At 73.8% G+C, this 13,666-nt stretch carries 14 protein-coding genes; 11 read left to right on the top strand and 3 right to left on the bottom strand.

Annotation, left to right across the window (positions count from 1 at the left end):
* The first annotated feature begins 14 nt into the window (after positions 1–14).
* The 9 genes from PVK37_RS31200 (at position 15) to PVK37_RS31160 (ending at position 9,540) form a co-directional block, all read left to right on the top strand.
* Positions 15–734: a TIGR03936 family radical SAM-associated protein gene (locus PVK37_RS31200; RefSeq protein ID WP_275035292.1), complete on the top strand. Its 720-nt coding sequence runs from the start codon at positions 15–17 to the stop codon at positions 732–734.
* 134 nt (positions 735–868) lie between these two features.
* A complete protein-coding gene (locus PVK37_RS31195; protein WP_275031454.1) occupies positions 869–4,000 on the top strand; it encodes an Rne/Rng family ribonuclease in 3,132 nt (1,043 codons plus the stop codon).
* A gap of 262 nt (positions 4,001–4,262) precedes the next feature.
* Positions 4,263–4,577, top strand: a complete 315-nt coding sequence (gene rplU / locus PVK37_RS31190; RefSeq protein ID WP_275031453.1) for a 50S ribosomal protein L21 — start codon at positions 4,263–4,265, stop codon at positions 4,575–4,577.
* An 11-nt stretch (positions 4,578–4,588) separates the two neighbouring features.
* On the top strand, positions 4,589–4,846 hold the full coding sequence (gene rpmA / locus PVK37_RS31185) for a 50S ribosomal protein L27 (RefSeq protein WP_088982530.1): 258 nt from the start codon (positions 4,589–4,591) through the stop codon (positions 4,844–4,846).
* A gap of 103 nt (positions 4,847–4,949) precedes the next feature.
* Entirely contained in the window at positions 4,950–6,515 is a 1,566-nt protein-coding gene (gene obgE / locus PVK37_RS31180; RefSeq protein ID WP_275031451.1) for a GTPase ObgE, read from the top strand.
* Between the two features lie 66 nt (positions 6,516–6,581).
* Positions 6,582–7,031, top strand: coding sequence for a GNAT family N-acetyltransferase (locus PVK37_RS31175; RefSeq protein ID WP_275031450.1), 450 nt, complete (start codon positions 6,582–6,584; stop codon positions 7,029–7,031).
* A 445-nt stretch (positions 7,032–7,476) separates the two neighbouring features.
* Positions 7,477–8,301 carry a hypothetical protein gene (locus PVK37_RS31170; RefSeq protein WP_275031449.1) on the top strand — a complete coding sequence of 275 codons (825 nt, stop codon included), beginning with the start codon at positions 7,477–7,479 and terminating at the stop codon, positions 8,299–8,301.
* 67 nt (positions 8,302–8,368) lie between these two features.
* Positions 8,369–8,887, top strand: a complete 519-nt coding sequence (locus PVK37_RS31165) for a phage holin family protein (RefSeq protein WP_275031448.1) — start codon at positions 8,369–8,371, stop codon at positions 8,885–8,887.
* Positions 8,884–9,540, top strand: a complete 657-nt coding sequence (locus PVK37_RS31160) for a DUF3618 domain-containing protein (protein WP_275031447.1) — start codon at positions 8,884–8,886, stop codon at positions 9,538–9,540. The genes PVK37_RS31165 and PVK37_RS31160 overlap by 4 nt, the downstream gene beginning before the upstream one ends.
* A gap of 179 nt (positions 9,541–9,719) precedes the next feature.
* On the opposite strand, the gene PVK37_RS31155 is transcribed toward PVK37_RS31160, so the two are convergent.
* Complete coding sequence (locus tag PVK37_RS31155; protein WP_275031446.1) at positions 9,720–10,847, bottom strand: glycosyltransferase family 2 protein; 1,128 nt, start codon at positions 10,845–10,847, stop codon at positions 9,720–9,722.
* A gap of 109 nt (positions 10,848–10,956) precedes the next feature.
* Between PVK37_RS31155 and PVK37_RS31150 the strand changes: the two genes are divergently transcribed.
* Entirely contained in the window at positions 10,957–11,163 is a 207-nt protein-coding gene (locus PVK37_RS31150; protein ID WP_275031445.1) for a hypothetical protein, read from the top strand.
* A gap of 110 nt (positions 11,164–11,273) precedes the next feature.
* Here the strand turns inward: PVK37_RS31150 and PVK37_RS31145 are convergent, their stop codons facing one another.
* Positions 11,274–12,521, bottom strand: a complete 1,248-nt coding sequence (locus tag PVK37_RS31145) for a cytochrome P450 (protein ID WP_275031443.1) — start codon at positions 12,519–12,521, stop codon at positions 11,274–11,276.
* Between the two features lie 366 nt (positions 12,522–12,887).
* Between PVK37_RS31145 and PVK37_RS31140 the strand changes: the two genes are divergently transcribed.
* Positions 12,888–13,277 carry a hypothetical protein gene (locus PVK37_RS31140; protein WP_275031442.1) on the top strand — a complete coding sequence of 130 codons (390 nt, stop codon included), beginning with the start codon at positions 12,888–12,890 and terminating at the stop codon, positions 13,275–13,277.
* Between the two features lie 162 nt (positions 13,278–13,439).
* Here PVK37_RS31140 and PVK37_RS31135 read toward each other — a convergent pair whose 3' ends face one another.
* Positions 13,440–13,658, bottom strand: coding sequence for a DUF397 domain-containing protein (locus PVK37_RS31135; protein ID WP_067312494.1), 219 nt, complete (start codon positions 13,656–13,658; stop codon positions 13,440–13,442).
* Positions 13,659–13,666 lie beyond the last annotated feature (8 nt).

Genomic DNA, 13,666 nt, shown 5'->3' with positions numbered 1-13,666 from the left:
TCCAGCGCGTCCGGATCCGGTACGCCAAGCGGGGGCCCCTGCGGTTCACCTCGCACCGGGACTTCGCCCGGGCGTTCGAACGGGCGCTGCGGCGGGCCGGCGTACCGATCGCCTTCTCCCAGGGCTTCACCCCACACCCCAAGATCTCCTACGCCAGCGCCGCGCCGACCGGGGTGGCCAGCGAGGCGGAGTACCTCGAGATCGGCCTGCGCGCCCCGGTCGACCCGGACGAGCTGCGCACCGCGCTGGACGCCGCGCTCTCGCCCGGCCTCGACGTGCTCGACGCCGTGGTCGCCGACGGCGGCAGCCTGGCCGAGCGGATCCAGGCGTCGCACTGGTGGATCGAGCTGCCCGGTGTCGAACCGGTGACGCTGCGGCAGGCGGTGGCCGCCTTCACCGCCGCCGACGAGGTGCTGGTCGAGCGGATGACCAAGCAGGGGCGACGGACCTTCGACGCCCGTGCGGCGGTGGCCCGGATCGAGGTCCGGGAGCCGGCGGAGACGCCTTCCGAGGTCACCGCCGTACCGTGTGCGATACTCGAACTGGTCGTCCGGCAGGTCACCCCGTCCGTTCGACCCGATGACGTCCTTTCCGGCCTCCGCGTGGTGGCCGACCTGGAGCCGCCGGTCTCGCCGAGAACGACCCGGCTGGCACAGGGCACGCTGACCGCGCAGGGCGCGATCGCGGATCCGTTGGATGCGGACCGCGACGGGGTAATCATCGGTGAGCGCTGACCGGACATCCGGTCGGTGCTCAGGCAGGCAGACTTCGGCGGGCGTGCACCTCGTGCGCCGGCGGAAAAACTTTGCGGCAACCCTGCGTGGCAGCGCTCACCCGCGCCCGGGGCAGCCAGAACTGGAGAACGTCCATGCTCGAGAACGAGCCCGAGGGCGGCGAACGGACCGGCACACAGCCGGCCGGTGAGACCGCCGAGACCACTGACACCCCGGTGGCCGCGCCGACGCGTCGGCGGACCACCCGGCGCAAGGCCGCGCCGCTCAACCAACCGGAACAGACCGAGGCGCCCGTGGACGCGTCGGTCGGCACCGCGTCAGCCAGCGCGGAGCCCCTCCAGGGGGAGGTGCTCGCCCCGGTAGCCGGTGACCTGGAGGCCGCCCCGAAGACCACCCGCCGCCGGCGCAAGGCGACCGCCCCGAAGGCGACCGAGGAACCGGTCGTCGCGGCCGAGGTGGTACCGACCACCGACGAGGTCGTACCGCCGGTCAAGGTGACCCGGACCCGCCGGAAGAAGGCCGCCGCCCCGGCCGCCGAGCCGGCTCCGGAGGCGACCGCCCCGGCCGCCGAACCCGTCCCGCCGGTGATCGAGACCACCGAGACCACCACCGTGGAGGTCACCCCGCCGGGTGCCGGCGAGGTGGTGGCGGTCGAGGAGACCGTCCCGGTGGACCAGCCGACCCCGACCGCGGCCGGACCGACCCCGCCGGCGGAGTCCGCGCCGGCCGGCGAATCAGCGCAGGTGGCGGCCGGACCGGCCGCCGAGGCCGCGCCGGTACGGGCGACGCGCGGGCGGACCCGACGGCAGACCCCGGCGGCGAGCGGGGCCGAGAACCGCTCCGGTGAGGTCCCGCCGGGCGTCGCCGTACCCGGCCCGACCGACCAGGCCGCCGCGCCGGCCGCCGAGGCGGACGTGGCCGCGCCGGCCGAGGAGAAGCCGGCCAGCCGCCGCCGTCGGGCCGCGCTGACCGCGCCGACCGTGCTGTTCATGGCCCCGGTGCCGGAGGCGCTGCCGCCGGCCCGGGTGACCCCGCCGGCCGAGGAGCCGGCCGCCGTCGAGGAGCCCCCCGTCGTCGAGGAGCCGGCCGAGACCACCCGGCGTCGGCGGCGCGCCCGGCGCGAGCCGGAGCCGGTCGAGGTCGAGACCGAGCCCGAGGAGGAGCCCGAAGCCGAGGCCGAGGACGAGGCCGCCGAACACGAGGACGAGGACGACGACACCGCCGCCGGTCGTCGGCGGCGTCGCCGTGGCCGCCGGGGCCGGGGCCGGGGCAAGGGCGGGGCCGACGAGGCCGACGACGAGGAGTCCGAGGAGACGGCCCAGGCCGAGGAGGAGCCCGAAGCCGAGGCCGACGAGGAGGAGGACGAGGGTGGCGACGGGCTGACCCGCCGTCGCCGTCGTCGCCGCCGCCGGGGCTCGGGTGACGTCGAGGCCACCACCGACGACGGCGTACCGACCGTGGTCAAGATCCGTGAGCCGCGCAAGACCGTCGACGAGGTGCAGGGCGTCTCCGGCTCGACCCGGCTGGAGGCCAAGCGGCAGCGCCGCCGGGACGGCCGGGAGCAGCGCCGGACCCGCCCGCCGATCCTCAGCGAGTCGGAGTTCCTGGCCCGCCGGGAGGCGGTCGACCGGGTGATGGTGGTCCGCCAGCGCGGTGACCGGACCCAGATCGGCGTCCTCGAGGACGGTGTGCTGGTGGAGCACTACGTCACCCGCAACTCCGCCGGCACCATGGCCGGCAACGTCTACCTGGGCAAGGTGCAGAACGTCCTGCCCAGCATGGAGGCGGCCTTCGTCGACGTGGGGCGCGGGCGCAACGCCGTGCTGTACGCGGGCGAGGTGAACTGGGACACCACCGGCCTGGAGGGGCGGGCCCGCTCGATCGAGCAGGCGCTCAAGTCCGGCGACTCGGTGCTGGTGCAGGTCACCAAGGACCCGATCGGGCACAAGGGCGCCCGGCTGACCAGTCACATCGCGCTCTCCGGGCGGCACCTGGTCTACGTGCCCAACGGCAACGCCTCCGGGATCAGCCGGAAGCTGCCGGACACCGAGCGCAAGCGGCTGCGGGACGTGCTGAAGAAGCTGGTCCCGGACGGCGCGGGCGTGATCGTCCGGACCGCCGCCGAGGGGGCCAGCGAGGACGAGCTGGCCCGCGACGTCAAGCGGCTCCAGGCGCAGTGGGAGGACATCCAGGCCAAGGCCACCGAGGGCGGCGCGCCGGTGCTGCTCTACGAGGAGCCGGACCTGGTCATCCGAGTGGTGCGGGACCTGTTCAACGAGGACTTCCGCGAGCTGGTGATCGAGGGCGAGGGCGCGTACGGGCTGGTCGAGTCGTACCTGTCGCACGTCTCGCCGGACCTGGTCGAGCGGCTGCGCCGGCACGTCGGCACCTCGGACGTGTTCGCCGAGTACCGGATCGACGAGCAGATCCTCAAGGGGCTGGACCGGAAGGTCTTCCTGCCCTCCGGCGGGCACCTGGTCATCGACCGCACCGAGGCGATGACCGTGGTCGACGTCAACACCGGCAAGTACACCGGGGCCGGCGGCAACCTGGAGGAGACCGTCACCCGGAACAACCTCGAGGCGGCCGAGGAGATCGTCCGGCAGCTCCGGCTGCGGGACATCGGCGGCATCGTGGTGATCGACTTCATCGACATGGTGTTGGAGTCGAACCGGGAGCTGGTGCTGCGCCGGCTGACCGAGTGCCTCGGCCGGGACCGCACCAAGCACCAGGTCACCGAGATCACCTCGCTGGGGCTGGTGCAGATGACCCGGAAGCGGATCGGCGCGGGCCTGCTGGAGGCGTTCAGCGAGACCTGCGAGTGCTGCAAGGGCCGGGGCCTGATCATCCACACCGAGCCGGTGCCGGAGAAGCCACGCGGTGGCGCGGGCGAGAAGACCAAGGTGGTGGCCGCGGCGGCCGCCCCTGCTCCGCCGGCCCCGACCGAGCAGAACGGCACCTCCTCGCGGCGGCGGGCGCGCCGGTCCGCCGCGCCGGAACGGAGCACCGTCGAGGTCGAGGTCGCCGAGACGCCGACCGAAACCGAGTACCACGACACCATGGGCTACGACCTGTCCCGGTACGAGACGGACACGGCGGCGGCCCCGGCGGTGGCCGACGCCCAGCGCGGCGAGTCGGCCCGGCTCGCCGCCGCCGACGACCCGGACGCGCTGGTCGACGGGGAGACCGACGACGAGCTGGCCGAGGCGGGTGGCGGTCGTCGCCGGTCCCGTCGCGGCGGCGCGCGGCGGCGTACCCGGCCGTGAGGCGGCGCTGAGGAGTCACCGACGGCCACCGGGCCCCGACCACACGTCATCGTGGTCGGGGCCCGGTGTCGTACCTGGCCGGCCCCGGTTTGGGGCTCCGACCGGGCATGGCGTACGCTAGCCTGCGGCGTACTTTGGTGCGCCGAGTTCTCGCTGCCCGAGCCGCCGCGCCGCAGTCGCCCGGTGAGCCGCCGCGGGAACGACCTGCCGGTGACGGCGGGAAACGACGCTAGCAGCCTCAACGACAGGGAGTGCGCCTCCGATGTACGCGATCGTCAAGACCGGCGGCAAGCAGTACAAGGTCGCCGAGGGCGACGTGATCGAGGTCGAGAAGCTCGTCGGTGCCCCCGGCGACGCGGTGCAGCTCACCGCGGTGCTCCTCGTCGACGGTGACGACCTGGTGACCGACGCGGCGAAGCTCGCCAAGGTCGCGGTGTCCGGCGAGATCGCCGCACACACCAAGGGCCCGAAGATCCGGATCCACAAGTTCAAGAACAAGACCGGCTACCACAAGCGCCAGGGTCACCGCCAGCCGCTGACCCAGGTCAAGGTGACCGGCATCTCCAGCGGGAAGTAGGTCGTCCTCCAATGGCTCACAAAAAGGGTGCGTCCAGCTCGCGTAACGGTCGTGACTCCGCGGCCCAGCGACTCGGCGTGAAGCGCTTCGGTGGTCAGGTGGTCAGCGCGGGCGAGATCATCGTCCGGCAGCGGGGCACCAAGTTCCACCCCGGTGACCTGGTCGGCCGCGGCGGAGACGACACGCTCTTCGCGCTGGCCGCCGGCTCGGTCCAGTTCGGTACCAAGCGCGGTCGCAAGACCGTCAGCATCGTACCGGCGGGGCAGTAGTCTTCCGGCGAAGCGGGCCGCGGACCTGGTGTCCCGGCCCGCTTCGCCTTTTTCGTGGTTTCGACAGGTGGTCGCGGGGCTCCCGCGGAGAGGAATTGGCGGCGTGACGACGTTCGTTGACCGGGTCGTTCTGCACTTGCAGGCCGGCGACGGCGGGCACGGCTGTGTCTCGATCCACCGGGAGAAGTTCAAGCCCTTCGGCGGCCCGGACGGCGGCAACGGCGGGCACGGCGGCAGCGTGTCGCTGGTCGTCGACCCGCAGGTGCACACGCTGCTCGACTTCCACTTCCGTCCGCACGTCAAGGCCGACAACGGCAAGGGCGGCGCGGGCTCCAACCGGGACGGCGCGAACGGCCGTGACCTGGTGCTCAAGGTGCCCAACGGCACCGTGGTGCAGACCCTCGACGGCACCGTGCTGGCCGACATGGTCGGTGCCGGCACCACCTTCGAGGTGGCCCGGGGCGGTCGCGGCGGTCGGGGCAACGCCTCGCTGGCCAACGCCCGCCGCAAGGCCCCCGGCTTCGCCGAGCTGGGCGAGCCCGGCGACCAGCTCGACGTGGTACTGGAGCTGAAGAGCGTCGCCGACGTCGGCCTGGTCGGCTTCCCGTCGGCCGGCAAGTCGTCGCTGATCTCGGTGATCTCCGCCGCCAAGCCGAAGATCGCCGACTACCCGTTCACCACGCTGGTGCCGAACCTGGGCGTGGTCCAGGCCGGCGAGCACACCTTCACCGTGGCCGACGTGCCGGGGCTGATCCCCGGCGCGGCCACCGGCAAGGGGTTGGGGCTGGAGTTCCTCCGGCACGTCGAGCGCTGCGCCGTACTGGTGCACGTGGTCGACACCGCCACCCTGGAGCCGGGCCGCGACCCGGTCGCCGACATCGACACCATCGAGGCGGAGCTGGCCGAGTACGGCGGCCTGGCCGACCGGCCCCGGTTGGTGGCGTTGAACAAGGTCGACGTGCCGGACGGGCGGGACCTCGCCGAGATCGTCCGGCCGGACCTGGAGGAGCGCGGCTGGCCGATCTTCGAGGTCTCGGCGGCCACCCGGGAGGGGCTGCGCGAGCTGATCTTCGCCATGGCGGAGCGGGTCGAGCAGGCCCGGCGGGCGGCCCCGCCGACCGAACCGACCCGGATCGTGATCCGGCCCACCGCGGTCGACGACGCCGGCTTCACCATCGAGCCGCAGGACGACGGCTCGTACCTGGTCCGGGGCACCCGCCCGGAGCGCTGGGTCAAGCAGACGAACTTCGACAACGACGAGGCGGTCGGGTATCTCGCCGACCGGCTGGCCCGGCTCGGGGTGGAGGAGAAACTCGCCAAGGCCGGCGCGGAGGCGGGCGACCTGGTCCGGATCGGCGACCGGGAGTTCGACTGGCAGCCCACCCTGTACGCGGGCGTCGACTTCGTCCCTGGCAACCGGGGCACCGACGTGCGGCTGGAGGACAAGTCGAACCGGGCCTCGGCGGCCGAGCGGCTGGCCGCGCGTAAGGCCCGCCGCCAGCGTCCGGCGGACGAGATCGAGGTCGACGGGGTGGCCGGGGCCGCCGTGGCCGGGGCGGTGGCCGGCCCGGCCGACGACCCCGCAGACACCGACGCGGCAGCCGACGACCCCGCGTACGCCGCCGACGACGCCGAACAGCCGTCGGGGGCGGCGACGCCGAATAGCTGACTGCGCTCCGTGACCGGTCCCACCGCTGGAAACCTGCGGGAAATCTGCCGGTCCTAGCGTGACGTCATGCTGATCGAGACCCGTCCCGCCACTGATCCCGAGATCGCCGCGCTGGTCACCGCGCAGCAGCGGGAGCTGCGGGAGGCCGACGGGGGACTGGACGGCCAGGCCACCGAGACCCGGCACGACATCCGGTACCTCGCGGTGGTCCTCGACGGCCGGGCGGTGGCCTGCGGCGGCGTGCAGTCGCTGGACCGGGACACCGGGGAGATCAAGCGGATGTACGTCCGCCCGGCGTACCGGGGGCGGGGCATCGCCCGGGACCTGCTGGCCGCCCTGGAGGAGCTGGCCTTCCAACTCGGCCACCACACGGTGTGCCTGGAGACCGGCACCTACCTGCCGGCCGCGATCGGGCTGTACACCTCCTGCGGGTACGCCCCGATCCCGGTCTACGGGGAGTACGTCGACAACCCGTACAGCGTCTGCTTCGCCAAGCGCCTCCCGCTGGCGGCGTAGCGTCCCCCACCGCGTTGGAGCTGGCGGCCCGGCTCAACGCGGCGGCGGCCGAGCATCCGCGCTGGCTGCTGCCGCCCACCGCGTGGCGATGCCGCGCCGCCTGTGCGTGGCGTCGCCGCGCCGCCTGCGCGCAGTTCTCTTCGTGCCTGTCACGCGCAGTTCTTCGTGCCTGCCGCATGCCGTCCGTCGTGCCTGCCGGGTGCTGTCCGGCGTGGCTGCCGGGTGTGGTCGGTCACATCGGCGCGGCCGGTCGCGCCCGCTGTCCGCCCTGGTCAACTGCCCTGACCAAGCACTGTGTCCGGAGCGGCCGGGCGCGCGGCAGAAACCGAGAAGAAGCGCGCATGGACCCGAAAGCTGGGGGTAGGTCAATAGACAGCCGACGAGCGAAGCCGGCGAAATCCCCCAGTGAAAAACCGCGACGAGTTTCTCCAGCGGAAGGGAACCCATGTCCTACGATCCGGCAACCACGTCTTCGACCTACGGCACCACCACCTACGGCGAGCAGCCGCACAACGGGGTGCACGAGTCCCACAACGGTGTACGCGACCAGGCCCGGCAGGTCGGCGCGGAAGCCGCCCACGCGGGCGGCGAGGTCGCCCAGACCGCCAAGGAGCAGGGCCGGGAGGTGGTCGGTGAGGCCACCCGCCAGGCCCGCAACATCTACGGCGAGGCCCGCAGCCAGCTCCAGAGCCAGGCCGGTGACCAGCAGCGTCGGGCCGCGACCGGACTGCGCTCGTTGGCCGACGAGATGCGCTCGATGGCGCAGCAGGGCGGCCAGTCCGGCCCGGTGACCGAACTGGCCCACCAGGCCGCCGAGCGGGTGCACGGCGTCGCCGGTTGGCTGGAGGAGCGCCAGCCCGGCGACATCCTCCACGAGGTACGCGACTACGCCCGCCGGAACCCGGGCACCTTCCTGGTCGGGGCGGCCGTGCTGGGTGTCCTCGCGGGCCGGCTGACGAAGAACATCGCCGCCACCGGTGACGGGCAGCACGCGGCCAACGGCCACCAGCCGGCGTACCAGCCGGTCGCCGACCCGGACCGGACCGCGGTCCTCCCGCCGACCACGTACGCGACCCCCGATCCCGGCTACGCCGACCCGCTGGCCGGCGGGCACACCCAGCCGCCCCGCCCCGGTGGGTACGCCGACCCGGTGCCGCCGGGTGGCTACGTCGACCCGCTGCCGCCGACCGGTACCGGCCAGCCGCTGCCGCCGGTGCAGCAGACCGACCCGCTGCCGGGTGTCCCGTCGAGCGGCGTCACCCGCCCGTGAACCCGATGACCATCCGGTGCGCCGCCGAGCGGGGGCGTGCCGGCGCTGACGGAAAGGAGGCGGCGACGTGAGCCTGCCGACCCAGGGGTACGGAACAGACCCCGGATACCAGCCGACCACCAACGCCAACGGGCACCCGTACACCGCTGACGGGCCCCCGTACCCGGCTGACGGGCATCCGCACACGGCCGAGGAGGTGACCGGGCGGTCCCTCGGCGACCTGATGCGTCAGGTCACCACCGACCTGTCGACGCTGATGCGTCAGGAGGTGGAGCTGGCCAAGGCCGAGATCCGCCAGGAGGGAAAGAAGGCGGGCAAGGCCGCCGGACTCTTCGGCGGGGCCGGTTTCGGTGGCTACATGGTGGCGCTCTTCCTCTCGCTCGCCCTCTGGGCCGGCCTGTCCAACGTGATGGACGCCGGCTGGGCGGCGCTGATCGTCGCCGTCATCTGGGGCGCCCTCGCCGCCGTCCTCTACTCGATGGGCAAGAAGAACGCCGAGCGGGTCCGCGGCCTGCGGCGCACCAACGACACCGTGCAGCAGATCCCGGACGCGCTCAAGCCCCACCCGGAGGGAGTCACCCGATGAGCACCAGCACCGACCCCGAGCAGATCCGCCGGGAGATCGAAGCCACCCGCAACAACCTCAGCTCCGATGTGGACGCCCTGGCGTACAAGGTCAGCCCGAGCCGCATCGTCGATGACCGCAAGCAGCGGGCGCGCAGCGCTCTGCAGAATGTGAGGGACAGGGTCATGGGAACCGCGTCGGATCTCGGCCACGCCGGCGGGCACGCCGCCCACTCGGTCACCGACCGCGCCTCGTCGGCGGCGTCCGGCGTCGGCCACGCCGCGCACTCGGCCGCCTCGTCGGTGCAGGACGCGGCGCAGCGTACGCCCCAGGTGATCCGGCAGAAGTCCCAGGGCAACCCGCTCGCCGCCGGTCTGATCGCGTTCGGCGTGGGCTGGCTGGCCTCGTCCCTGCTGCCGGCCACCGACCGGGAGCAGCGGGCGGCCACCCAGGTCAAGGAGAAGGCCCGCGAGCACTCCCACGTGGTCACCGAGAAGCTGGGCGAGGTCGCCGGCGAGGTGAAGGAGCAGCTCCGCGAGCCGGCGCAGCGGGCCACCGAGTCGGTGCGGTCGACCGCCCAGGAGGCCGTGCAGGCGGTCAAGGAGGACACCCGGTCGGCCGCGCACGACGTACGGGACCAGGCGCAGCAGTCGCGCGAACAGGTCCGGTACTGATCCGGCGGTCCGCGCCGTCACACTCCGCGAATCGCGGCCATCCCCGGCTTCCCGCCGGTCGGTGGCCGCGATTCGCTGTCCCGGGTCAGCGGTCAGCGGTCAGCGGCCGGGTCGCCGGATGACGGCGCGGCGGTGGTCGCGCGGTCAGCGGTCGAAGCCTCGTACGGTCCGGGGATCGGCTAGCGGGGCGCTCTCAGCCGCGCCTGCCGGAGGGCGCGTTCGGAGTGGGCGGCGCGGGCGATCCGGGTGCCGGCGTACCGGACGCCGCCGCACAGCAGCCGCTGCCCCACGGCCAGCCAGGAACAGGCGGCCCGCTCCAGCACCCAGAACGGGGCGGCCAGCGCGGTCGCCGGGGGGAAGACCCGGGTGCCGCCGGCCCGCCGGCGGCCCGCCTCGGCCAGCGCCACCGTCGCGGCCACCGCGCCGAACAGCAGACCGGTCCGGCGGGCCCGGACGGCCGCGCCGAGGGCCGGCAGCACCGCGAGGAAGACGGCCAGTCGTACCGGTTGGGCCAGGTCGTCGTACGCCTGCCGGACCCGCTGGCCCCGGAAGTGCCGGGCCACCGGCGGCAGCCGGCGTACGTAGAGCCCGGGCGGTGCCGCCTCGGTTCCCCCGTACGCCCGCACGGTGCGGATCAGTTCCAGGTTCTCGAAGAGCACGTCCGGGTCGTAGCCGCCCATGGCGCGGAAGGTGCTCCGGCGCACCGCCAGGGTGCCCGGGTAGTCCGCGCCGAACGCCCGGTTGAGCAGGATCCGCCCGGTGTCCCAGTACGCGTGCCACGGCAGCGGATCGAAGTGGTTCTGCGGCCGGACCAGGTCCACCCGGTCCAGCAGCCGGTGCACGGCGTGCAGCCCCGCGTCGTCGTACCGGACGTCGTCGTCGGCGATGACGACGTGTTCGTGCCTGGCCAGGCAGACGCCGGTGAGGACGCCGAGCACCTTCCCGTTGGTGCCGCGTAGCGCCGGGTCCGGAGGCACGTGCCGGACCAGGCCACGCCAGGCGGCGGCGTGCCGGGCGAACACCCCGGGCGGGGAAGCGTCGACCACGGTCACCTCGACCCGGGCGGCGAGCCAGCGCAGGTAGTCGGTGAGGTCGGCCAGCTCGTGGTCGTCGGACCAGCGCAGCGGCAGCACGTACGACACGGGCAGCGTGCCGTCGGTCGCCGGTGCGGGATGCTGCCCGACCTTCTCCGGGACGGGATGCTGCCCGACCCGCTCCGGGGCGGAGTGGGGTCCGGCCGCCACCGGGCCGGGGTGCGGCCCGGGGGAGGCGGGTACGTCGGGCGACGGGCGGGCCGGGGCGGTCACGCCGCTCCACGTGCCCGTAATCGCCCCGGTCAAACACGACTTTACGGGCGGGCGGCTGTATGGACGGGCGGGCGGCACGGTCGTTTCGGCGTTCCCCCTCGGCGCGGCCATGAACAAGGCCCTGGTGCTGCGGATGGGCCAGATGCACGCCCAGCGCTACATCCCGATGCTGCTGGACCGGATCGCCGCCGGCGAGATGGACCCCGGCTACCTGGCCACCCACCCGATGCCGTTGACGCAGGGCGCGCGCGGGTACGAGATCTTCGAGAAGAAGCAGGACGGCTGCCTGCGTACCGTGCTGCACCCGCAGGCGTGAGCCCGGTGTGCCGCATCCGCAGGTGTGAGGGCCGGTGTGCCGCATCCGCAGGCGTGAGGGCCGGTGTGCCGCATCCGCAGGTGTGAGGCCGACCGGCGGGTGCGGTTCGTTCAGGCGGTCCGGCGTACCCCGTCGAGCACGAACCGGCTCGCCGGCAGGGCCGGCATCCGGCGCAGGCTGAGCGTCAGGTCCTGCTGCGGTACGTCGTAGCGCATCGCCGAGGTCAGCAGGGTGACGGCTTCCTTCATCAGGGCGATGGTGAGCCACTCGCCGGCACAGCGGTGCCCGGTCCAGTGCTCCCCGCCGCCCTGCGGGACGAAACTGTTCGGGTCTCCGGACCAGTCGGCGAACCGTTCCGGCCGGAACCGTCCCGGCTCGGGCCACAGGTCCGGGTGGTGGTTGGTGGCGTACAGGTCGAGCAGCACCCGCCGACCGCGCGGGAAGTGCTGCCCCTGCCACTCGAAGGGCCGCCGGACCCGGGCGGCGGCCATCGGGAAGAACGGGTAGAACCGGCGTACCTCCTGGACGAACTGCTCGGTCTCGGCCTCTCCGGCCCGGACCCGCTCCCGCCACGCCGGATGCTCGTGCAGGGCCAGCGCGGCGAAGACCACGTACCGGTCGACGGCCACCGTCGGGCGCAGCAGGTTCAGCAGTTCGACCGCGGCGGTCCGCCGGGGGAGCAGTTCGTCGTCGGCGTCGCGGTGTTCGGCGACGATCCGCAGCGCGCTGCCGTCGGGTGCGGGCAGCAGCCCGATCCGTTCCCGTTCGATGATCCCGCCGAGCCAGCGTTCCGCCCGGAGCCGGGCCCAGCGCCCCCGCCAGTACCGGGGGCCGACCGTCACCGGTGTCTCGATCATGTGGTGTAGGTCGGCGGCCCTGCGGGCCACCTCCGGTTCGGCCAGCGGCACCCCCGCCCAGGCGCACACCGCCCGGGTGAGCAGCAGCCCCACCTCGTCGTAGAGCACCACCCGGTCGGCCCGTTCCCAGGCCGGGATCCGGGCCCGCCACTCGTCGGCGAACAGCCGGACGAGCCGCTGGATGCCGGCCGGGGTCATCACCGACATCAGCATCGCCTTGCGCCTGCGGTGGGCCGGGCCGTCGAGGCCCTGTACCCCGCCCCGTCCGAGCAGGGTGCGCTGGACGCGGGTGGGTGCCGCCCCGTGCCGCTGGAGGAGTTCCTCGTCGTAGAACAACTCCGTACCGGCCCGGCCGCGCAGGCAGATGGTGGGGGTGAGCAGCAGCCGGGTCCGGAAGGCGTCCCCGCCGTACCGCTCGCAGCGGTTCGTGACGAACCGGTAGCCGTCCCGGAGCAGGGCGAGGGTGCTGTCCGGGCTGCGATCGGCGGGAATTCCGGACATCTCGCCTCCTGGTGCGGACGGGGTGGACGCGGCCGGCGACGATGCCCCGAGCAACGTGCGGCGGAAGACCGACCGGGCTGCGTCTACCCGGGCCGGGCCCGATGAATCCCGGCCCGGCCGCCCGGGACCGTCGCCCGGGACGGCTGGAAGCGGCCGGCGGGCGGGCGGAAGCGGTGGCGTGGGGGTGGGGCTGTGGGGTGTGGGCCAGCATCGGCTGGCCCCGCTGGCTCCTCCCCGTGGCGGCTGATCCTGCTTGGCTGGACGGGTCGCGGGTGACCGGTCCGGACTCCTGAGCTGGACGGGTCACGGGCGACCGGTCGCGGACCGGTCGCCGACCACCAGAGTCGACCATGGGGAGAAAACCGGATGAAGGACAACAGGTCGCCACGCTGGCCGGAGAACCCGGGCAGCGCCGCCACCCGCCGGTCGGGCCGGCTTCAGGGCGGCGGGCTGGGGACGGGGGCGGCGGGCAGGTCGGGGCGACGGTTCACCGCGCATCTCACGTTCGAGGCGGCCGACCTGGCCGAGGCGCGTGAACGGGCGGTCGGATACGCCGAGGCGCTCGGCACGCTCCGCCCGGAACTTCTCCTCGGCGCCGCCGCCCTGTCCCCGGCCGGGGCCTGGCACCGGGCCGGGCCGTTGTTCTGCGGCGCGGTCGGGCCGGACGGTGAACGGTGTGCCGACGTGTCCGGCCATCCGGGGTTCCACCACGCCGCCGGGCCGGGTGCCCTCGGCTGGGGCGACGGCGACCGGTGAAGCACCACCTGCGGTCACCGGCTCGGCGCGGGCGACCAGCGACGCGACCGGTGGCGGCACGACCAGCTCGTAGCGGGGGTGCGGGACAGCCGGCACCGGCCACCGAGGAACACGCGACGCGTCCGTTCCCGAGGACCGGGAACGGACGCGTCGACACCGGGCCTAGTCGAGGTCGAACTCGCCGTCCTGGGCACCGGCGACGAAGGCGTCCCACTCCGCCTGGGTGAAGACCAGGACGGGGCCGTCCGGCTCGGCCGAGTTCCGCATGCCGATCAGGTCGTCGACGAAGGCGACCTCGACCGCACTGTCGGAGGTGTCTCCCTCGGCGCGCTGCCAGACGGCCCGGGACAGGTCGAAATCGCCCTTGGGGTGCTGACCCATTGTTACTT

It is taken from the genome of Micromonospora cathayae (assembly GCF_028993575.1).
Lineage (GTDB): Bacteria > Actinomycetota > Actinomycetes > Mycobacteriales > Micromonosporaceae > Micromonospora > Micromonospora cathayae.
Note: the sequence above shows the minus strand (reverse complement) of the source record. Positions and strands in the feature narration are given on the sequence as shown.